The 20,757-nt window shown below is 47.9% G+C and carries 25 protein-coding genes, 2 tRNA genes and 1 pseudogene; 25 read left to right on the top strand and 3 right to left on the bottom strand.

Going from position 1 to position 20,757, the window contains the following annotated elements; genetic code table 11:
- Positions 1–244 (top strand): gp53-like domain-containing protein (locus UCI88_RS06105; protein WP_330024124.1); only part of this gene is annotated, 244 nt, incomplete at its 5' end.
- Here UCI88_RS06105 and UCI88_RS11485 read toward each other — a convergent pair.
- From UCI88_RS11485 to UCI88_RS06100, 3 genes and pseudogenes are all read right to left on the bottom strand, one after another.
- Positions 241–519 carry a gp53-like domain-containing protein gene (locus UCI88_RS11485; protein ID WP_462677390.1) on the bottom strand — a complete coding sequence of 93 codons (279 nt, stop codon included), beginning with the start codon at positions 517–519 and terminating at the stop codon, positions 241–243. The two genes, UCI88_RS06105 and UCI88_RS11485, sit on opposite strands and share 4 nt — an antisense overlap.
- Positions 503–715, bottom strand: a pseudogene (locus UCI88_RS11480) (hypothetical protein); the annotation flags it as partial. The gene UCI88_RS11485 and the pseudogene UCI88_RS11480, both read right to left, overlap by 17 nt.
- Positions 716–1,641: 926 nt before the next feature.
- Positions 1,642–2,682 carry a tyrosine-type recombinase/integrase gene (locus UCI88_RS06100; protein WP_330024123.1) on the bottom strand — a complete coding sequence of 347 codons (1,041 nt, stop codon included), beginning with the start codon at positions 2,680–2,682 and terminating at the stop codon, positions 1,642–1,644.
- Positions 2,683–2,733: 51 nt separating this feature from the next.
- Here UCI88_RS06100 and UCI88_RS06095 point away from each other — a divergent pair, with 51 nt between their 5' ends.
- The 24 genes from UCI88_RS06095 to tnpA all read left to right on the top strand — a co-directional run.
- Entirely contained in the window at positions 2,734–3,219 is a 486-nt protein-coding gene (locus tag UCI88_RS06095) for a hypothetical protein (protein ID WP_303150197.1), read from the top strand.
- A gap of 151 nt (positions 3,220–3,370) precedes the next feature.
- Positions 3,371–3,817 (top strand): phage holin family protein, encoded by a 447-nt coding sequence (locus UCI88_RS06090; protein WP_303150200.1) that lies wholly within the window; start codon positions 3,371–3,373, stop codon positions 3,815–3,817.
- Positions 3,814–4,359, top strand: a complete 546-nt coding sequence (locus UCI88_RS06085; protein WP_330024122.1) for an N-acetylmuramoyl-L-alanine amidase family protein — start codon at positions 3,814–3,816, stop codon at positions 4,357–4,359. The genes UCI88_RS06090 and UCI88_RS06085 overlap by 4 nt, the downstream gene beginning before the upstream one ends.
- Before the next feature lie 16 nt (positions 4,360–4,375).
- Positions 4,376–4,666 carry a hypothetical protein gene (locus UCI88_RS06080; RefSeq protein ID WP_303150205.1) on the top strand — a complete coding sequence of 97 codons (291 nt, stop codon included), beginning with the start codon at positions 4,376–4,378 and terminating at the stop codon, positions 4,664–4,666.
- Positions 4,667–4,819: 153 nt separating this feature from the next.
- A complete protein-coding gene (locus UCI88_RS06075) occupies positions 4,820–5,179 on the top strand; it encodes a helix-turn-helix domain-containing protein (RefSeq protein WP_303150207.1) in 360 nt (119 codons plus the stop codon).
- A 3-nt stretch (positions 5,180–5,182) separates the two neighbouring features.
- Positions 5,183–5,695: an ImmA/IrrE family metallo-endopeptidase gene (locus UCI88_RS06070; protein WP_330024119.1), complete on the top strand. Its 513-nt coding sequence runs from the start codon at positions 5,183–5,185 to the stop codon at positions 5,693–5,695.
- 914 nt (positions 5,696–6,609) lie between these two features.
- A complete protein-coding gene (locus UCI88_RS06065; protein WP_302173394.1) occupies positions 6,610–6,840 on the top strand; it encodes a helix-turn-helix domain-containing protein in 231 nt (76 codons plus the stop codon).
- 195 nt (positions 6,841–7,035) lie between these two features.
- A complete protein-coding gene (locus tag UCI88_RS06060) occupies positions 7,036–7,443 on the top strand; it encodes a hypothetical protein (RefSeq protein WP_044503128.1) in 408 nt (135 codons plus the stop codon).
- 18 nt (positions 7,444–7,461) lie between these two features.
- A complete protein-coding gene (gene thiL / locus UCI88_RS06055; protein WP_044503127.1) occupies positions 7,462–8,445 on the top strand; it encodes a thiamine-phosphate kinase in 984 nt (327 codons plus the stop codon).
- Between the two features lie 4 nt (positions 8,446–8,449).
- Positions 8,450–8,920, top strand: a complete 471-nt coding sequence (tsaE, locus tag UCI88_RS06050; protein WP_044503126.1) for a tRNA (adenosine(37)-N6)-threonylcarbamoyltransferase complex ATPase subunit type 1 TsaE — start codon at positions 8,450–8,452, stop codon at positions 8,918–8,920.
- The gene (tsaB, locus tag UCI88_RS06045; RefSeq protein ID WP_256179404.1) at positions 8,904–9,614 is read left to right on the top strand and encodes a tRNA (adenosine(37)-N6)-threonylcarbamoyltransferase complex dimerization subunit type 1 TsaB; all 711 of its coding nucleotides are present in this window, start codon (positions 8,904–8,906) and stop codon (positions 9,612–9,614) included. Before tsaE ends, tsaB begins: the two co-directional genes overlap by 17 nt.
- The gene (gene rimI, locus UCI88_RS06040; protein ID WP_044503124.1) at positions 9,605–10,078 is read left to right on the top strand and encodes a ribosomal protein S18-alanine N-acetyltransferase; all 474 of its coding nucleotides are present in this window, start codon (positions 9,605–9,607) and stop codon (positions 10,076–10,078) included. Before tsaB ends, rimI begins: the two co-directional genes overlap by 10 nt.
- Before the next feature lie 15 nt (positions 10,079–10,093).
- Complete coding sequence (tsaD, locus tag UCI88_RS06035; RefSeq protein ID WP_256179405.1) at positions 10,094–11,104, top strand: tRNA (adenosine(37)-N6)-threonylcarbamoyltransferase complex transferase subunit TsaD; 1,011 nt, start codon at positions 10,094–10,096, stop codon at positions 11,102–11,104.
- A 28-nt stretch (positions 11,105–11,132) separates the two neighbouring features.
- Complete coding sequence (locus tag UCI88_RS06030; RefSeq protein ID WP_256179406.1) at positions 11,133–12,545, top strand: histidine kinase N-terminal domain-containing protein; 1,413 nt, start codon at positions 11,133–11,135, stop codon at positions 12,543–12,545.
- 3 nt (positions 12,546–12,548) lie between these two features.
- Complete coding sequence (locus UCI88_RS06025; protein WP_044503121.1) at positions 12,549–13,139, top strand: ANTAR domain-containing response regulator; 591 nt, start codon at positions 12,549–12,551, stop codon at positions 13,137–13,139.
- Positions 13,140–13,275: 136 nt separating this feature from the next.
- The gene (gene groES / locus UCI88_RS06020) at positions 13,276–13,557 is read left to right on the top strand and encodes a co-chaperone GroES (RefSeq protein WP_044503120.1); all 282 of its coding nucleotides are present in this window, start codon (positions 13,276–13,278) and stop codon (positions 13,555–13,557) included.
- 42 nt (positions 13,558–13,599) lie between these two features.
- Positions 13,600–15,228 carry a chaperonin GroEL gene (gene groL, locus UCI88_RS06015; protein WP_256179407.1) on the top strand — a complete coding sequence of 543 codons (1,629 nt, stop codon included), beginning with the start codon at positions 13,600–13,602 and terminating at the stop codon, positions 15,226–15,228.
- 150 nt (positions 15,229–15,378) lie between these two features.
- Positions 15,379–16,587, top strand: a complete 1,209-nt coding sequence (locus UCI88_RS06010) for an MFS transporter (protein WP_256179408.1) — start codon at positions 15,379–15,381, stop codon at positions 16,585–16,587.
- 84 nt (positions 16,588–16,671) lie between these two features.
- A tRNA-Asn gene (locus tag UCI88_RS06005) sits at positions 16,672–16,747 on the top strand.
- Position 16,748: 1 nt separating this feature from the next.
- Positions 16,749–16,824, top strand: a tRNA-Glu gene (locus tag UCI88_RS06000).
- 290 nt (positions 16,825–17,114) lie between these two features.
- A complete protein-coding gene (ilvA, locus tag UCI88_RS05995; RefSeq protein ID WP_256179409.1) occupies positions 17,115–18,335 on the top strand; it encodes a threonine ammonia-lyase in 1,221 nt (406 codons plus the stop codon).
- Positions 18,336–18,348: 13 nt separating this feature from the next.
- Complete coding sequence (locus UCI88_RS05990; protein ID WP_044503116.1) at positions 18,349–19,764, top strand: amino acid permease; 1,416 nt, start codon at positions 18,349–18,351, stop codon at positions 19,762–19,764.
- 88 nt (positions 19,765–19,852) lie between these two features.
- On the top strand, positions 19,853–20,239 hold the full coding sequence (locus UCI88_RS05985) for a RidA family protein (RefSeq protein WP_044503115.1): 387 nt from the start codon (positions 19,853–19,855) through the stop codon (positions 20,237–20,239).
- Positions 20,240–20,440: 201 nt separating this feature from the next.
- The coding region (tnpA, locus tag UCI88_RS05980; RefSeq protein ID WP_330024115.1) for an IS200/IS605 family transposase at positions 20,441–20,757 on the top strand (317 nt) is incomplete at its 3' end.

Genomic DNA, 20,757 nt, shown 5'->3' with positions numbered 1-20,757 from the left:
TATAGGTATACAGTGGGGATTGACTGAAACAAATGAATCCGGTACGGCCTGGGTATCATTTCCAATTTCTTTTAAAATACGAATTCCGATTGTAGTAGCTATTCATAACGGATTAGATGCGGTATCTGCTTATATATCTAGCGAGAATCGCAATACTACCCAAGTGGCTATAGTTTTACGTAAAAATACCGATCATTCGAAGCTAAGCGGATGGGGTGTAGGTTGGATAGCAATTGGCTTTTAATAACCGATGATCAAAACTTTTGTAGATGAATCCTGGTCGAGCACATTGCCGCCGTTTGTGATAGTTTTAGCTATAACTTGACATGATGCTAACGATTGATTGTAAAACGCAGATGATATTGACACGGATTGATTTTCTCGCCATGCATATGGATTTTCTTCCTGTGCTACGGCGTACAGTACTCTATTTTGCAATGCGATTGGATACGTAAATGTTAAGACTCCACCCCATTGGCTGCTTACGGCACTTCCCCACTGTTCAATAGCCGATGGCAATTATATAAAATTTTGTATCTGTATCAAAACTCTTTTCCCCGTATAGTGCACAGCGACTTCTTGAGTCTAAATAGACGGCAGCGTGATAAACTATGTGACTATTATTCATGTGTGTTAATACGGCACTCGCTGATTTATTGGGGAAAATTAATGGATAGTTAAAGTATCCGAAATTCAAACCATTAGTTATCGTTAAACCTCCCCACTGTTTAGCATCCTAATGCTAAGACAGTAACATTAGTCTTCAAACCGCCGGACCAATAATTTATAATCTGTACACTATTTTGGGTTACAGCATTTATGCTTGCACCTTCTGTTTGATTTGCCATCGCGCTTGAATTAGATAATCGTCCCCAGGTGTCGCTAAGAACCGCAGTTATACCCTTGGTTGGGAACGCTATTGGTAGAATAATATAGGTTCCTTCATCATTATCGAGAGTTTCGGACTTAGTTACCCACTGTTTAAGAGCCTATTGTGATGATGTAAAATTTTGTATCCGTCAGAAATGTAGTTTCGCCATACAACGCACAGCGGCTTCGAGAGTCTAAATAGACTGCGGCATGTAAAACTGTATGGTTATTATTCATATGCGTTAAAACGACAGACTTCGCTTGAGTTGGATAAATCAGTGGGTATGTAAAGTATCCGAAGTTTGAGCCACTACTTATTGTGATATTTCCCCACTGTCTACTTACTGCCGATGGCGATAATCCATACAGGGGTATCGGTCCATCCGGAATCGTATGCTTTTCCATTTTCGATGCCTACGGCACCTGGAGATGAGCCCTGGTGACAAATCGAATACGCATAGACGGAGCAGCTTAGCGGCAAGTTAAAATCATGCCCGACATTCCTGTCGGATGCAAGCGCATATACCCACTGTTTCATTAAAAGAAAGAATGTGATTCCAATGCTTTTAGTCTACTAATTATCAATTAAATTACAGAAAATGAGAAACGCTGAATTATGCTGATTATGGCTGTTTTGGGGGGTTCTAAATGTTTTCAAAAAGGTGAATTTTATGAAATTTTAAAATAGCAGATTATGATCAGAGAAAAACGCCATAGGACGCTTTTAGTATGCATCCTCGGCGTTTTTGTTTTGAGCAGATCATGAGCAATTTATTGTAAGAGTTCGATACATTTTCTGAGTTGTCGGATTGATTTATGGGTGTAGACGCGGTCAGTAATGTCTCCGTTGGCATGGCCAAGAATTTTTCTTTTAGCATTTTCATTAGCATTGGCGTTATCAAGCAATGTAGCAAATGTATGCCGGGTGTCGTGTGGAGTATGGCGCTGGCCATTGATACGGTTCATGACTTTATTCCAGATGGATGAACGATACCGAGAATAATCATAAGGTTTGCCAGATTGATCACTGATGAGATATGCTCCTGGACCGTGAAGTCTTACTTCAACGATAGGAAGAATTCGCGAGTGAATAGGTACAACGCGGATGCCGGCGGCTGTTTTAGACTTCGTTATCCGAAGATAACGTTGCCGTAAATTAATATTTTTCTTTTCCAGTTCCAACAGTTCACTTACACGTAATCCAGAATAGAGAAGAATGAGGATAGTATCACAGCCAGGAAAATCAGCAATATTCCAAAGTCTATTGATTTTTTGACGTGAAAAAATGTGGTGCGGATATACTGGCCGATTCTTGCCAATTGATAGCAACTCGGCATAGTTCGTGCTGCAGATATTTGATTTTTGAGCGTATTTAAACAGTAGACTTAATAAATTCTTGACTTTTTTGCAACTAGAATACGAGAGGTTTTGGCGATGGCGCATATTATCAATGACAGCCTGAAGCTCTAAGAATTGTAAGTCGGCGAATGGTCGGGTATATAATGCGGCACAATGTTTGAAAGAATTTTGGTAACTGACTTTGGTACTCTCAGACAGTTCGGCTCCTTCAGCTAAATGGAAAGGATACCATCTGTAATATAATTCTGAAAATGTGATGCTTTTTCTGCGAGAAGGAAGGTGATTGGGATGATGTTCTTCATAATACCGAGCTTGAAATATTTTTGCTTCGTATGCACTTTCAAAAGCAGCAATGTAATGCTGCTTCCCTTCTACCGTAGCTATAAAAGCATACGGCCTCCTCCGTGAACCGGACATAAGACGAATACAACCATATCCGTTAGGATTTTTCATAATATCACTCCTCATTTATTGTTAATAATATTGTATTATAGGAGGAAAACTATGTTTCATACCAATGTTGATTTTTATGGGGTCGGATTTGATGATAAAGGATTCCGTGTCATAGCTCGTATTTGCGATTTTAATCCAGAAAAATCTCGAAATAAAGAAAAAGTAGAAGCACTATTATCAGAAATTGAACAGACAGAAAATGTAGCTGTTGCAGAGATTGTAGATGCTGATACATACAATAAGTATCTCAATAGCGGATGTATCAGAGATGCCAAAACCGGACAGCCTGTCACATACGTTCCGCCGGAGCCAACTGCTGAAGAAATAGCTACAAACAAGCAAGCGGCGCTTGATGCGGAATATACGTCAGCACAACAAGCTCTGGGACAGTCATTGCTAGTTGCAAACCTCAACGGCGATACAGATACCGCCGAAAGTATCCAAAGCGAATTTGCGGATCTGACTGCATACTACAAGGAACAGAGTGGTGCTATCGCAGCCGAACTTGTGGCGGCAACAGAAGGGAGCGATAAATAATGGCTTTTAAATTAAAGAAAAGATGCAAATTCTGTGCCCATCCGTTGAGAGATGATGGCACATGTCAGAACCTGAAATGCGTGAATTATACTGAAGAAACGCAAAGCGAAAGCAACGAACAGGGAACAACGAAAGCAGGTGGTGAATCATAATGAATACACTACTTGCTTTTTTTCACGAGATCGCCCCATCCGGTCATCAAATCGGATGGGGAACAGCAGTGTCATGTATTGGCACTGCGTTTTCGTATTTAATTGGTTGGAATGATGTGATTGAGGCTCTATTAGTGGCCATGGCTATTGATTATATTACGGGAATTTTGGCAGCATATATCAACCCTGATATGCAACTAAATAGTCAGCGTGGATTTAAAGGAATATGCAAAAAAATCGTGATATTGTTATTGGTTGCATTGGCTCATGAATTAGATCGAGCAACTGGGCAACCTGCTGTACAATCACTGGTTGTGTGGTTTTTCCTTGGAAATGAAGGACTATCAATTATTGAAAATTCAGCCAAAGCGGGATTGCCTATCCCACAAAAACTACGAGATACACTAGAACAATTAACCGATAAGAAAGGAGAAGAAAAATCATGAAAGTATTTTTAAATCCTGGTCATGCGCCGAACGGGAAGCCGGATCCGGGTGCCGTCAATGAAGAAACGGGCCTGCGTGAATGTGATGTAGCTCTGGCCGTCGGTAAAGCTGTAGCAAGCTATTTGAACGCGGTGGGGGTAGAAACTGAATTGCTTCAGTCAGACAGTTTGTATGAAATTTGCGAAACCGCAAATTCCAGTGGCGCTGATTATTTCATTTCTATTCATTGCAATTCTGCAGATAGCCCGGCGGCACTTGGGACAGAAACGTTCTGTTATCCTGGGTCAACAAATGGGTATAAACTGGCAGGATGTGTGCAACAGCAAATTATAGACACGATGCATACAGTAGACCGAGGCGTGAAAGAAGCAGTGCCAGGGAAGAATGGCCTTTATGTTATCAGTAATACTGATTGCCCTGCAATTCTTGTCGAGCTGGCATTTATTAGCAATGATCATGACGAATCACTGTTGGCAATGAAGCAGGATGAATTTGCCGCGGCAATCGCCAGAGGTGTAACCGATTTTCAAATTATTTCATGATTGGGAGGAATGTAGAATGAGCAAATGGACGGAAGTACGGGACGGCTTAGTAGATGCACTTAACGTTGATGAAGTCACGGAAGTCGCGAAAACTCAGATTGTATCCAGCATGACAAATGAAGGTATGGATGCTATTGAAGCGGTGGCGGACAAATTTGTGGCGCAGATTCAGGCGCAGGCAGGCGCTGAAACAGGCTGGAACAAAGCCCGCGATTTGATTATTCTGCCGCTTGTAATCAATTGTTCTATTTGGTTGATGAAGCTGGTATTTAGCAAGAGCACAACCGACACGACAGCAAAGGCATAGTAGAAAAATACAAATAGTTTGTTCAATGACATGAAAAAGCCCTGGCACATCGCCAGGGCTTTTTTGACTTGACAAATAAACATACAGTGATATATAATTAACAAAGATGTTAATTATATAAACAATACAGTAGACACGAAGGAGAGGCTTGATATGATAACTAATTATGGAAAAATCCTACGTAAGATTAGGATAGATAGGGATGAGCGGCTGAAAGATATGGCAGCGAAACTTGGTATCACATCTGCTTATTTGTCTTCGATAGAAAATGGCAAACGACAAATTCCGGATAATATGACTGCATCAGTTGCAGAAATTTATCAATTAAATCAGACAACAATTGCGGAATTAGAAAAAGCTGAAGATGATACACGAACTAACATTCAAATTAGTTTTGCTGACGCCAACGCTAATCAAAAAGCGACCGTTTTAAAATTAGCAAGACAGTTTTCAAACCTAAGCGATGAACAACTAGCTGAAATTAGAAAAATTTTGAGTCGGAAGGATGGTTGATACATGACTGGTATTATTGTTGATCCATTATCTTTAAAACAAATCAGAGAATTTGCAAGGAAAATCCGCATCATGTTTGGACTAGAAGAAGATGGTTATGTGGATATTGTCAGGATTTACGAATACATTCTTCAAAGTATCGGGGTAACTTTTGAAATAGTCGATTGTGCTTCGATGGGAGATAAGCATGGAGAAACATTGATCGGAAAAAATGTTATAAGGATTAGAGAAGACGTGTATGACCGTGCTTGTAAAGGGTATGGCAGGGATCGGTTAACCATGGCTCATGAATTAGGACATTTGTTGTTGCATAATATGAAAAATTTATCATTAGCAAGAAATACCAGCGATAAAGTAGCAGCTTACTGCGATCCAGAGTGGCAAGCCAATGCTTTTGCTGGTGAATTACTGGCACCACACAAATTTTTACAAGGGAAAAGTGTGGAAAAAATTGCTAATAGCTACGGGATATCAATTAGCGCGGCTCAAGTTCAAAAAAATAGAAGGAAGGGATAGATATGTTTACATTAAAAAAACAGCCACCTAGTGGCTGAATAACCAGGTGACTGTTGCCGTATACTATTGAGTTGCAGCTAAATAGTATACGATGTACCTCATAATGAGGCTAACCTAAAATATGATTTCAAAGCTATTTTAGCATTATGAAGCGCGTTTTGCAACAGTCTCCGGAAGGGAGACTCATATGAAATCAACCAATTGGATTGAATCTGATGGAGTTGGCCGGTGGGTATGCTGTAAAGAATACACTAATCGATGGGGACAGCGCATGGTAGCCTCTAATTACGGATACAAATACTGGCGTTTCTTTATAAAAAGCAAAAAACACTAGAACTGCATAAACTGCAGATGTCAATTATAGGGACGAAGTTAGCCTATCTCTGTTTTTGACTAAGTGTATTTATATTAATATGTATTATATAAGACGAGAACATAAGCTCGGCAAATTAAATAACTTGATTAACGACAAAGTCCCAGCATTACGCTGGGACTTATTTTTTACAAGAATATACAATAAATTTGTGTTTTTCTATTGACTAAATACCGCATATACGGTATAATATAAATATAGAGAGGGGGTGATAAAAATGGATGATGATACAAAGTTTTGGATTTCGGTCACGCTAACAGTCATAGGCTTGATATTACAAGCCTTAGGACTTAGAGAAAAGACCAAACCAAAAAAGCCTCGCAAACGTCATAGCCGTCGGAAGCACAAACGTTAGCAAGGCGAGAGTGGGAAGGGGGCGAAGCCCCCGACCTGCTCTTATTATATCAAAAGGAGCGAAAAAAATGAAGAAAATAACTATATTTGGAATTATTTTTGTACTAGGTGTCATCATGGCCAACTTTGATTTTAAATTCGATTGGTATAGTATCAAGACATTTGTTTCAGGAGGGATGGTAGGAGCATGGATAATGATTTTAGTGAAAAAGCATTGAAAGAAGTAATGAGTTTGGAAGAAGCTGCCGAACGCTGGGGAAAAGCAACGGATACACTGAGACAGGCATGTATCGAAAGGCAGGGACGGCCACCACGATTCAACATTGGAGTGGAAGCAAAAAAGTCTAAACGAATTTGGCTTGTAACTAAGACTGGCATGGAACGGCTTTATGGGCCAGAACCGAAAAATAATCGCTAAGCGACACATTTTGAGCATATGAAGTGATTTATATAAAACGTTAAAAGGTTAGAATGAACGTTTATGCAGTTCACCATCAAAAGCCATCAACATTTTGTTGATGGCTTTTTTACGAATCTTTTTTCCTTTTGACAGTGTCCTATCCATGCTATAATAAGTAAATACGTTGGATCAGATGAAAGGGATGTATACTCGATGAAAGTTCAATTGGAAGACTTATTGAAAGCTTTTGAATTAAATAATCCGTACCTTAAATTCTATGTACATAAAGATGACGGCAAATTGACCTTGGTGACTGAAATTCCCGGGAATGAACCGACCGATAATGACGTAGCGGCTCATCCTGACGACTATATCAAACTGCCGACGCAGGCCGATTTGGATCTGCCCGAAATGATAAAGGGCTTTGTTCCCATGATGAAGGATGCCGACCAGCGTGCAGCCTTTGCTGCCTCTATCGAAGCCGGCAAGTCCTTAAGCCAGCTCGAACAGGAACTGCGGAATATGGGACTCGTCAAATATTGGTACACCTTCCAGCAGATGGAATTCGAAAAGATTGCCAAGAAATGGTGCGAAGACCATGGAATTTCGTATGAAGCATAAAGACCGGGAGGTTTTGTCATGAAAATTTCAGATGTCGGAGAATTCGGCTTAATCGATATTATCAAAGAAAATACCTTATATCATCCGGAAAATGTCGTCATCGGCATCGGTGATGACGGCGCTGTCTACCGGACGACGCCGGGCTGGCAGCAGGTAACGGTCATCGATACGATGGTCCAAAACAGCCACTTCATTATTGGAAAGACGGCCCAGTGGTATGACGTCGGCTTTAAATCGGTAGCGTCCAATCTCAGCGATATTGCAGCCATGGGAGCCGTCCCGACGCAGGTCGTCTTGTCGACGGCACTGACATCGTCCATGGAAATCGATGATGTCGTCGAACTGTATCGCGGTATCAAGGATATCTGCCGGCAGTATGAAGTCAATATCCTCGGCGGCGATACGGTCATGGCGAAAGAAGGTGCCGTCATCACCGTCGCTGCCTTCGGTGAAATCGAAGCCGGAAAAGCCCTGCGGCGCAGCGGCGCTAAGGACGGGGACATCATTGCCGTCTCTCATACGGTCGGCGACTCTTCGGGCGGCCTCGATGTACTGCTCCAAGGAAAAGGCGGCTACGAATCCTTGAAAAAGGCCCATCAATGCCCGGTGCCGCGCATCGAATTAGGCCGGCTCTTGGTAAAACATGGCTGCCACAGCCTGAATGATATCAGCGACGGCCTTGCCAGTGAAGCCAATGAAATCGCAAAAGCCAGCGGCGTGGAACTGGTCATCGACGGCAGTGCCGTTCCGACCAGTGCGGAATTGAAGGCCTGGGCTGACGAATCGGGTAAACACCTGCTGAACTTCGTCTTTAACGGCGGCGAAGACTATGAATTGGTCTTCACCATGGCCCCTGATGATTTTAAAGCCCTTAAATCCGACTATCCCGACGTTACGCCTATCGGTACTGTCCGCGCAGGCGTCGGGCGAGTACTGCTGCAGCATGACGGGAAAGAGTCGGTCCTCTTGCCCAAGGGCTGGGATCACTTTGAGAGGAGATAAACCTATGTCAATCGATATAAAAACGCACTCCGAGGCAGAAACCATCGCCCTCGGCGCCTTTTTAGGCCCCTTGCTGACGGATGGTTCTGTCTTGGCTCTGCGCGGTGACCTGGGCGCCGGCAAGACCCACTTTGTCCAGGGCATTGCCAAGGGAATGGGGATTGACGATGTCGTCGTCAGCCCGACTTTTACATTATTAAATTACTATGAAAATAAAATTCCTCTTCAGCACTTCGATTTTTATCGCTTGGAAGAAGAATATGAACTCGACGATCTGGGATTTGAAGACTATATCGACAGTGGTGTCACGGTCATCGAATGGTCTGAAAAATTCCCGGACCGCCTGCCTGACGATGCAGCTGTCGTCACCATCGAAAAGATGAGCCCGACGGAACGCCTGTTTCACTTCGACTTTTCCGGAAATCGCTGGCAGTCTATAGAAAATGAGGTACAGAAATATGCTCTTAGCCATTGAAACATCGAGCCTCGTATCGAGTGTCGCCTTGCTCCACGAAGACACCCTGCGGGCTGAACTTACGATCCAGGCACGGCTGACCCATTCAGAACAGCTCATGCCCCATATTGCCGACATGCTGGCCAAAGCCTCGGTTACGAAATCTCAAATCGACGGCGTGGCCGTGTCCGTCGGCCCCGGTTCTTTTACGGGTCTGCGCATCGGTCTTGCGACGGCCAAGGGACTTTCCTTTGCCTGGAATGTTCCCATCGTCGGCGTGACCACCCCCATCAGCCTGGCCTATAATTTTGTCGGTACATCCGACCGGGTATGCACCTTGATCGATGCCCAAAAGGGCAATGTCTACGCCGGCGTCTACCGCTGGGATCGGACCAAGCTGGTGACGGAAAAAGACATTTATATCGCACCGCTCACAGAAGTGTTGGATACCTTGGAAGGCGAAGGACAGCCCGTCGTCTTCTGCGGCGACGGCTCCTTGAAAGGGCGGGGGAAAATCGAAGGCCGGACCTATCTTTTCCGCATGGCACCGCCGACGATGGTCATTCCCCGTGCCGGAAGCGTAGCCCTCGGGGCAAACGTCCGCTTTGCCGCCGGTGATTACGACGACTGCATGACCTTGACTCCGTCGTACCTTCGCCGCAGTGAAGCCGAAGTCCTTTGGGAAAAACGGCACGGCAGCGCACCATGTCAGTAACGATCAGAAGGGCCGTGCTTCAGGACTTGCCGGACATCATCGCCATTGAAGAGGCGTCCTTTTCTTCCCCCTGGTCTCACCAATCCCTGCGGGCAGAATTCGATAACCGCGTCGCCCGCTATTATGTCTTGGAAACAGGCGACGGGACGGTGGCAGCCTATGCCGATCTGTGGCTTATTGCCGACGAAGGTCAATTGGCTAACATCGCCGTCCGCCCGTCGGCCAGGGGATTCGGATACGGCGAAACCTTGCTGCGGACGGCTATGGAAGCTCTGTTTCATGACGGCTGCCGCTCCGTTTTCTTGGAAGTACGCCTGTCGAATGGGGCCGCCATTGCCTTATATGAAAAGCTGGGCTACGAAAAGACGGCCATTCGCAAGGGCTATTATTCTCAGCCTGTAGAAGATGCTTACATTATGAACTGCACCAAAGAAAATTATCGATGGCTCAGCCATTTATTATAGAAAAGGATGAAATCTATGTACACCTTAGCACTCGAAACCAGTTGTGACGAAACGTCGGCTGCCGTCATCGAAGACGGCCGTCACATTCGCTCCAATATCATATCGACGCAGGTACCGATCCACCGGAAATTCGGCGGTGTCGTACCGGAAATCGCCTCGCGTCAACACATTGAATACGTCATGCCCATCATCAAAGAAGCCCTCGATACGGCCAAGGTCACCCTCGCCGATATCGACCATATCGGCGTCACCTACGGCCCGGGCTTGGTCGGCGCCCTCTTAGTCGGTGTGGCTGCGGCCAAGGCCATCAGCTTTGCTGCCGATAAGCCCTTGGTCGGCGTCAACCACATGGAAGGCCATATTTTTGCCAACTTCCTCAGCCATCCCGAACTGGAACCGCCCTTTTTGGCCCTCGTCGTTTCCGGCGGCCATACGCAGCTCGTCCAGATCAATGACTATAACTCCTTCAAGCTCATGGGCCAGACCCGCGACGATGCGGCCGGCGAAGCCTTCGACAAGATTGCCCGGGTCATGGGCTATCCCTATCCCGGCGGCCCGCAGATTGAAAAGCTGGCCAAAGACGGCAATCCTGATGCCATTGAGTTTCCGAAAGCCCTTCATGAACGGCATAACTTTGAATTCAGCTTCAGCGGCTTGAAATCGGCCGTCCTCAACTATCTTCATACCCAGGAACAGCGGGGCGAGTCCTATAATGCCGCTGACGTCGCCGCCAGCTTCCAAAAGACCGTCGTCGAAACCTTGGTGGAAAAGACGATGGATGCTGCTTCGTACAGCCGGGCCAAAAAAATCGTCCTGGCCGGCGGCGTCTCTGCCAATGGCTGCCTGTCGGCGGCCATGCAGGAGGCCTGCGATAAAAAGGGCTATGCCTTTTACCATCCCGATCCGATCCTTTGCACCGATAACGGAGCCATGATTGGCTGTCGGGCTTACTATATGGCTAAGGCCGGCTGCTTTGCCGATTTGACACTCAATGCGAAACCGGCCCTGCCGATTACCGGGGAATAATCTTTGAGGCCGTACTGGGGGGATTTCCGTGACTGCACTTGCACCCATTTGCCGGACAGCCAGCACGCTGTCGCCGGTTCAGATCCATATCTTACAAAATAGTGAAGAGCTGCTGCAGTTTGCCAGCGACTTGTCGCACCGGGAGCTCTTCGTCTACGTGCCCGGACGGCGTAAGGGGACGCTGGTCCTGGCCGCTCATCGGACGCCGCTGTTGCAGAAGGGGCGGCAAAATGAACTGGCCGAACCGGGGACGGTCTTTTCTCATTATGAAGAACCTTTCAACTATCAGGTCTTTCAAGACGGCAAGGCCATGCATGGGGAAAAGGAAATCGAATACGGCCGTACAGCGCCCATTGTGGCTTATCCCTTTGTCGATAACGGCGGCAGGACCATTGCCGTCATCGCCTTTGTCGGCGTCGTCGAGGATAACCGGGAGTTATTGACGGAAACGGCGTTTCTCTCCCTCCAAGTGCCGATGGATTTTCATTCCATGTACCGGCCCTTATCGATTCAGGACGGCGTCGTCCTGGTCAACTGCAACGGCATCGTCATTTATGCCGACGACATGGCCGACAGTATCCTCCACATGTGCGGTCAGCACGGGATCATTACGGGGACCAATATTTACAATACCAGCCTCGATGTGACCGGCGGCAAACAGGTCTTGGCCACGGCCAACGGCCTGGCGGACGATATCACTGTCGGCGATGCCGTCGTGTCGCGGCGGGTCATTCCCATTTTGCAGCGCGGCAAGGTGCGGCGCGTCATTTCCATCTTGACGGAACGGACCGAACTCCATCGCAAAGAAGCGGAATTGATGGTCAAGACGTCGGTCATCAAGGAAATCCACCACCGGGTCAAAAATAATTTGCAGACCATTGCCAGCCTGCTGCGGATGCAGATGCGGCGGACGGCCAGCGACGAAGCACGGGACGTCTTAAAGGAGAGCCTGAATCGGATCTTGAGCATTGCTCTGGTCCATGAAACCCTGTCCTATGACGACGATGAAAACATCAATTTGTCCGACGTCGCTCAAAAATTGCTCAACCTCCTGGCCCACAGCTTGGTCAGTAAGGAATGCCGCGTCGAAACGAAGTTTTCCGGCCAAAAGCTGCTCCTTTCTTCCGATGTCGTCACGTCTTTGGCCCTGATCCTCAATGAACTCATTACCAATGCCATCATCCACGGCTTTGAAGGCCGGTCGGACGGCGTGATTTCCATTGCGATTCGCTGTGAAGGAGAATCTTGCGTCATTACCGTCTGTGACGACGGCGTCGGCATGGACCAGACCGAAAAGGAAACGACGCGAAAACATCTCGGCATGGCCATCGTGCAAACGCTGATCGAAAAGGATCTGCACGGAACGATTGCCTTTTCTAAGGCGCAGCCGCAGGGGACGGCGGCGGTCATTCGCTTTCCATTGTCAAAGAGGGGAGACTAAAACATGGGGTATCGCATTGTAATAGGGGACGATGAATCGATTATTCGAATGGATTTATGTGAAATGCTGGAAGATGCCGGCCACACCGTCGTCGGTGAAGCGGCAGACGGACTGGAGGCCCTGGAATTGGTGCGCCGGGAAAAGCCGGATATCGTCTTATTAGATATCAAGATGCCGCGCCTGGACGGCATCCACGCTGCCCGCATGATCGGTCATGAAGGATTGGCGCCGGTGCTGCTCCTTACGGCATACAGCCAGGAGGACATGGTCGATAAAGCGAAAGACTCGGGCGTTCTCGGCTACCTGGTAAAACCGGTGAGCCCGGTAAACCTCTTTCCGGCCATTGAAATCGCCATGGCTCAATTCAGCCGCCAGCGGGAAGCAGCCAAGCAGCTGGAAGAGATGAACGACCGGATCGAAACGCGCAAGGCCGTCGATCGGGCCAAGGGATGTCTCATGGACTTATATCATATTTCAGAAGACGAAGCCTATAGGCGCCTCCAGCAATACAGCATGAAGAACCGTAAACCCTTGAAAACAGTGGCCGAATCGGTCATTGCCGGAGCGGAAAAGATAAAAGGTCAAAAAAAATAAAGCCGTTAAAGAAAAAGTTGAGGCCCAAGCCTTGACTTTTTCACCTTTAATGGCTAATATATATATTGTAAGTTAGCACTCAGAAGTGAAGAGTGCTGATAAAGACTAGCAACTTACGTCTAAGGAGGAATATACAATGTTAAAACCGTTAGGAGATCGCGTCGTTATCCGCGTATTGGAACAAGAAGAAAAAACTGCAAGCGGTATCTTTTTACCGGACACCGCTAAAGAAAAACCGAGTCAGGGTGAAGTCATCGCCGTCGGTTCGGGCAAGCTTCTGGATGACGGGAAACGCCTTGCATTGGATGTTAAAGTTGGCGATAAAATCATTTTCTCGAAATATGCCGGTACGGAAGTCAAATTCGAAGGCACCGATTATTTAATCGTCAGCGAACGCGACATTCTGGCTATTATCTAATAAATTAAAACTACTGACTTTTCATATAGGAGTGTGTTAAAGATGGCAAAACAGATTTTGTTCAATGAAGATGCACGTCGTGCTCTCGGCAAAGGCGTCGACGCTTTGGCAAATGCCGTAAAAGTTACCTTGGGGCCTAAAGGCCGCAACGTCGTTCTCGATAAAAAATTCGGGGCTCCGACGATCACCAACGATGGTGTTACCATCGCCCGCGATATCGAATTGGAAGATCCCTTTGAAAATATGGGCGCTCAGCTCGTCAAAGAAGTCGCTACCAAGACCAACGACGTAGCCGGTGACGGCACGACGACGGCTACGATCCTGGCTCAGGCTATGATCGAAGAAGGCATGCGCAACGTCGCTGCCGGTGCCAATCCGATGATCCTCAAACGAGGCATTGAAAAAGCTACGGCGAAACTCGTCGAAGAAATCAAAAAACGTTCGATCCCCGTTTCCGACAAAGCTTCCATCGCTCAGGTAGCTTCTATCTCTGCAGATGACGAAGAAGTCGGCGGCCTCATCGCTGACGCTATGGAAAAAGTCGGCAATGACGGCGTCATCACCGTTGAAGAATCGAAGACCATGGGCACGCAGCTCTCCGTCGTCGAAGGCATGCAGTTCGACCGAGGCTACATCTCCCCGTACATGGTATCCGATCCGGATAAGATGGAAGCTGTCATGAGCGAACCGTATATCCTCATTACGGACCGCAAGATCGCTTCGATCCAGGAAATGCTCCCGGTTCTCGAAAAAGTCGTTCAGTCCGGCAAAGAACTGCTCATCATCGCTGAAGACGTCGAAGGCGAAGCTCTCGCTACCTTGGTCGTCAACCGCCTCCGCGGCACCTTCAAAGCCGTTGCTGTTAAAGCTCCGGGCTTCGGCGACCGCCGCAAAGCGATGCTTCAGGATATTGCAACCCTTACGGGTGCTACGGTCATCACAGAAGATGTCGGCCGTAAACTCGACAGCGTTACCATGGAAGACCTCGGCACGGCTCGCCAGGTCCGCGTAACGAAAGATGAAACGACGATCGTTGAAGGCCACGGCGATGCTCAGGCCATCAAAGAACGCGTAGCTCAGATCAAATCTCAGATCGCTGACACGACGTCTGATTTCGATAAAGAAAAACTCCAGGAACGTTTGGCTAAGATGTCCGGCGGTGTCGCTGTCATCGAAGTCGGCGCTGCTACGGAAGTCGAATTGAAAGATAAGAAATATCGTCTCGAAGATGCCCTCAACGCTACTCGCGCAGCTGTTGAAGAAGGTATCGTATCGGGCGGCGGCACGACGCTCATCGACATCCTCCCGGCCCTCGACGAATTCAAAGAAGAAGGCGACATTCAGACCGGTATCAACCTCGTCAAACGCGCTGTTGAAGCTCCGCTCCGTCAGATCGCTGAAAACGCCGGCCTCGAAGGCTCGGTCATCGTCGCTCAGGTTAAAGCATCTGAAGACGGCGTAGGCTTCAATGCCCTTAAAGAAGAATATGTCGATATGGTTAAAGCCGGTATCGTCGATCCGGCCAAAGTAACCCGTACGGCTCTTCAGAATGCAGCTTCCATCGCAGCTCTCGTCCTCACGACGGAAACCTTGGTTGCTGACAAACCGGAACCGGCTCCGGCAGCTCCGGCAGCACCGGCCGGTATGGGCGGCATGCCCGGCATGATGTAAGATCGTCCGGTTAGAATACACTGACTGTACTCTCCTTAAAGAAACCTGTCTCATGGCAGGTTTCTTTTTTTTGCATACCAAACAATCTTGACTTTTACAGGGACGGCGAGTACCATAAAGAAGTTCAATTTTGCAAAAAGGAGGACTCTCATGCTTCGCACTATTCCTTTAAAATATGTACTGCCCCTCTTAGGGCTTACCGTATCGGCCTTTATTTTCAATACATCGGAATTCATGCCCATCGGGCTGCTCATCGATATTTCCCAGTCCTTCGGGATGACCGAAGACCAGACGGGCATCATGATTACCATCTACGCCTGGATGGTGGCCTTATTGTCCCTGCCGCTGATGCTGGTGCTCTACCGCATTGAACTGCGGAAACTCTTATTGGCGACGCTCAGCGTCTTTGCGTTAGGGCAATTCCTGTCGGGGATTGCCGTCAACTATCCCATGCTGGTCGCAGCCCGTATCCTGGTCGCCTGTGCCCACTCTGTTTTCTGGTCCATTGCGGCACCCATGGCGGCCCGCTTAGTCACCAGGGTACATCGGCCTCTGGCCCTGAGCATGATCATTACCGGCTCGTCCGTAGCCATGATCTTCGGCCTTCCCTTGGGGCGGGTCATCGGCCTTTATGCCGGTTGGCGCATGACCTTTGTCAGCATCACCGTCGTGGCCTTGTTGGTTTTGGTCTACTTGTTCCGTTTCGTCCCGTCCCAGCGCAGCCATTCGTCTTTTTCGCGGGACGAATTGCCGCGACTCTTAAAAAATCCCCTCGTCGTCAGCGTCTACTTGATCTCCGTCCTGTTTGCGACGGCCTATTTTACCGTTTACAGCTATATCGAACCTTTCTTGAAGCTGGTAGCGCAGTTCAGTGCTGACGGCATTACGTCGACGCTCATGCTCCTCGGCGTCAGCGGCCTCATGGGCAGCTATATTTTCTCTCATTTTTACAATCACTACCGCTACGGCATCATCCGCCTGGGCTTCATCGGCCTGGTCCTGATGCTCGCCTTGTGGCAGCTGGCGTCGTCGCAATGGGAATGGATGCTGGCCGTCTGCCTGATGTTAGGCTGCTCGTCGACTTTGTTTAATGTAACCTTCCAGGCCGAACTCATTCGACAGGTCCCGTCGGGAGCGACGCCGGTTGCCATGTCCATCTTTTCCGGCATCTTCAACGTCGGCATCGGATTGGGAACCTGGATCGGCGGCCGGACCATGGCCTACGGCTTCTTGCCTTATATCGGTTACGTCGGAGCCGGCATCGGATTGTTGGCCTTGCTCTATTGCTTCATTGCCTACTTTCACTTCCTGGGCCGTCCCGATCCGGCCCTTCGTGAAGCGGGAAGGGGAAGTTTGTGAAATTTATAAAAAAAGTACTTGCTTTTTCTATGGAGTTCTAGTATAATAACACTTGTTCCGGTCGGAGCGGCCGAAATGAGTTATTCCTCAATAGCTCAGTTGGTAGAGCAATCGGCTGTTAACCGATTTGTCGTAGGTTCGAGTCCTACTTGAGGAGCCATGGCCCCTTGGTCAAGTGGTCTAAGACATCGCCCTTTCACGGCGAGAACATGGGTTCAAATCCCGTAGGGGTCACCACACCGATAAAGAGTTGTCTCATTGAGATGACTCTTTATTTTTTTGCCAATATGTTACAGAATCAGCACATATCGTTAAAATATTTTTGATATTTATAATTTAGCATAATAAAAATCTAATTATGTAAAATTAATAAGGGAAAATCCTTAATATATAAACATACGTCTCTTGTAAAAAGACTTAGAGGACGTAACTCTCTTGACGATAGACAGGTGAAAGCGTATAGTAAAGATAGCAAAAACGCATTATTATAAATTAAAAGGAGGGACGCTGCCTTTGCAGCAAACAACATGAGTGAACAACAAGTAACCCTACAAATGATCCAAGAAGCCCAGGAGAGGCTGAAAGGAGTCGCCCAAAAGACGGGACTGTCGTACAGCAATTCTGTCAGTGATCTGGCAGGCTGTAAAGTCTTTTTAAAACTGGAAAATCTCCAGCGGACCGGTTCCTTTAAACTGCGCGGTGCCTATAATAAGGTTGCATCGCTGACGCCGGCAGAACGGGAAAAAGGCGTCATTGCAGCCTCAGCCGGCAACCACGCCCAAGGCGTCGCCCTGGCAGCCAGTGAATACGGCTGTCAATCGGTCATCTGCATGCCGAAACATGCGCCCTTGAGTAAGATTGCGGCCACCAAAGGCTATGGAGCCAACGTCGTCCTTCACGGCGACTTCTTCGATGAAGCGGCAGCTAAAGCCGTTGAATTGACAGCTGAACACGGCTACACCTTCGTCCATCCCTTCAACGATCCGGAAGTCATTGCCGGCCAGGGGACGATTGCCCTTGAAATCATGGAACAGCTGTCCGATGTCGATGCCATCATAGCCCCCATTGGCGGCGGCGGCCTCATTTCCGGCCTGGCCGTAGCGGCTAAGAGCGTCAATCCGAAAATCAAGGTCATCGGCGTCCAGACGGAAAACATGCCGTCCATGAAAGTTTCCCTTGAAAACGGCCAAGCCATTGCCTATAACGGAAAAGCAACCTTAGCCGATGGGATTGCCGTCAAGGTGCCCGGCGATTTGACCTTCTCCATCTGTCAGAAATATGTCGATGAAGTCGTCACTGTCGATGAATCGGAAATCGCCAGTGCCATCCTGATCCTCCTCGAACGAGGCAAGACCGTTGCCGAAGGGGCCGGTGCCGTACCGGTCGCAGCCCTCATGAACGGCAAGATTTCCGGCATCCGCAATAAGAAGGTCGCAGCCTTGGTAAGCGGCGGCAACATCGATGTCAACAACATGACCCGGGTCATCAATCAAGGCCTCATCCGCTCGCAGCGCAAAATCTTTTTCCAGACCATCATTCCCGACGTTCCCGGCGAATTGGTCAAGCTCCTGTCGATCATTGCCGATACGAGTGCCAACGTCCTCTCCATTACTCATGAACGGAGCCAGCACGGCATCAGCATGGGTACGACGGCGGTTTCGCTGGAATTGGAAACGGCCAATGAAAAGCACGTTGAAAAGCTGATGAATGTCCTTCGCGACAATCATTACTTCGTCATGATGAAATAAGGAGGAAATTGAAATGGAAGACCATAAAGAAGGGGCGCAGAACTTAGAACGGGGCTTAAAGCCCCGTCATGTTGAAATGATCGCCCTTGGCGGGACTATCGGCGTCGGCCTGTTCATGGGATCGGCCAATACGATTCAAATGGCAGGGCCGTCAGTCCTCATCTGTTATGCCGTAACCGGCGTCGTCATGTTCTTTATCATGCGTATCATGGGTGAAATGCTCTATCAGGAACCGGTCACCGGCTCTTTTGCAACTTACGGCCACAAGTATATCAGCCCCTTTATCGGCTACCTTACGGCCTGCTCTTATTGGTTCTTGTGGGTCGCCGTCGGCCTCTCGGAAGTCACGGCCGTCGGCATTTACGTCCACTATTGGTTCCCCTTGCTGCCCCAGTGGATATCGGCCCTGGCCGGGATGGCCGTCGTCGCCGTGGCCAACATGGCGGCTGTCAAGTATTACGGGGAATTTGAATTCTGGTTCGCCCTCATCAAGGTCGTCACCATCATCGTCATGCTCATCGTCGGCGGTGCCGTCATCCTCTTTGGTTTCGGCAATGCCGGCGTTGCCGTCGGTTTCAGCAACCTCTGGGAACACGGCGGTTTCATGCCTAACGGCTGGGGCGGCATGCTGGCTGCTATGTGCGTCGTTGCGGCGGCCTTCCAGGGCGTCGAACTGGTAGGCATTACGGCCGGGGAGGCTCAAAATCCGAAACATACTTTAAAACGAGCTGTTAATAATATCGTTTGGCGTATTCTTATTTTCTATATCGGCTCGATTTTCGTCATTCTCTGTATCTATCCTTGGAACGAAGTCAGCTACATCGGCAGCCCCTTCGTCATGACCTTCGCCAAAGTCGGTATTTCGTCGGCCGCAGCCATCATCAACTTCGTCGTCCTCACGGCAGCCCTTTCCGGCTGTAACAGCGGCATGTACAGCTCGGCCCGCATGATTTATACGTTAGCGCAGAACGGCCAGGCTCCGAAATGCTTCTTGAAACTGTCGAAATCCGGCGTTCCCCGCAACGGCATCAGTGTTACCATCATCGTCTTGTTTATCGGCGTTATCTTGAACTACCTGATTCCGAATTCGAAGCTCTTCCTCTATTTATACAGCGCCTCCGTCTTCCCCGGCATGGTCGCCTGGTTCGTCCTGGCCTATGCCCAGAAGAACTTCCGCAAGGCCTGGGGCCCGGAAGTCATGGCTAAGCACGAATTTAAATCGCCCCTCTATCCGTATTCCAACTACTTCTGCATCCTGTTCCTGGTCCTGGTCACCATCGGCATGCTCTATAATCCCGACACGCGGATGTCCATCTTCTCGTCGTGGGTCTACATGGCAGCCGTCATCATCGCCTGGTTCGCCTGCGGCCTGAACAAGAAGAAGTACGATCAAGACGGTCATCTGATCAAGAACGATGAAGAACCGTAAGGCGTTGTCTAATGGCTAACATATCGCTTTTTTATGGCGATTAAGGTATAATAAAGATGATAATTCATTCTAAAGGAGATGCATTTACATGGCAGTACAAGTTATCAGCACAACCAAGGCTCCCGGTGCCGTAGGACCTTATTCTCAGGCTATTAAAGCCGGTGACTTCCTCTTTGCGTCCGGCCAGATCGCTATCGACCCGGAAAAAGGCAAAGTCGTTGCCGGAACGGTCGTCGGACAGGCTGAACAGTGCATGAAGAACGTCGGCGCTATCTTGGAAGAAGCCGGTCTCAGCTACGATAATGTCGTCAAGACGACGGTATATCTGACGGATATCAATTTCTTTGGCGCCGTCAATGAAGTCTATGGCAAATATTTCCAGAAGACCCTGCCGGCTCGGTCTTGCGTCGAAATCAGCCATCTTCCCAAAGACGTCTTCGTCGAAGTCGAAGTCATCGCTTACTGCGGAAAATAAGGCCTTATTTCTGCACCGTCGAAGAAGGTTCTTTTCGCAGTGTTGAACGGTGTAAGTCATTTAAAATAGTGGTGCATTCTCATGGCACCACTATTTTTTTTACGGATTGTTTGGCAGAAAGCCAACAATTTTAATCGTTGGATGAATGCTGTTTGTAGATAGTATATTTTATTTTATCTACAAACATGCTATAATATAAACATGGAAACGATATATTTTAGAACAAAAACCACCGTGTCATTCATCAACTATCATTTTGTATTCTGTCCAAAATATCGGCGTAAAATATTTCTTATTCCACGGGTGGAAGAACGTTTTAAAGAACTAACTCGACAGAAATGCGAGGAACTCAAAATCGAAATTCTCGCGATGGAGTGCCATATTGACCATGTTCATCTTTTTTTGAAATGCTGGCCGAAGCAGTCGCCTGCCGAAATTATGAAGGAGATAAAAGGAGCTTCTTCTCATGTTCTTCGTAACGAATTTCCAAAACTGAAAGGGATGTCCAGCCTTTGGAC

It is taken from the genome of Megasphaera massiliensis (assembly GCF_036305205.1).
GTDB classification, from domain to species: domain Bacteria; phylum Bacillota; class Negativicutes; order Veillonellales; family Megasphaeraceae; genus Megasphaera; species Megasphaera massiliensis.
The sequence above is the reverse complement of the archived record's forward strand: the minus strand, read 5'-3'. Positions and strand labels throughout refer to the sequence as shown.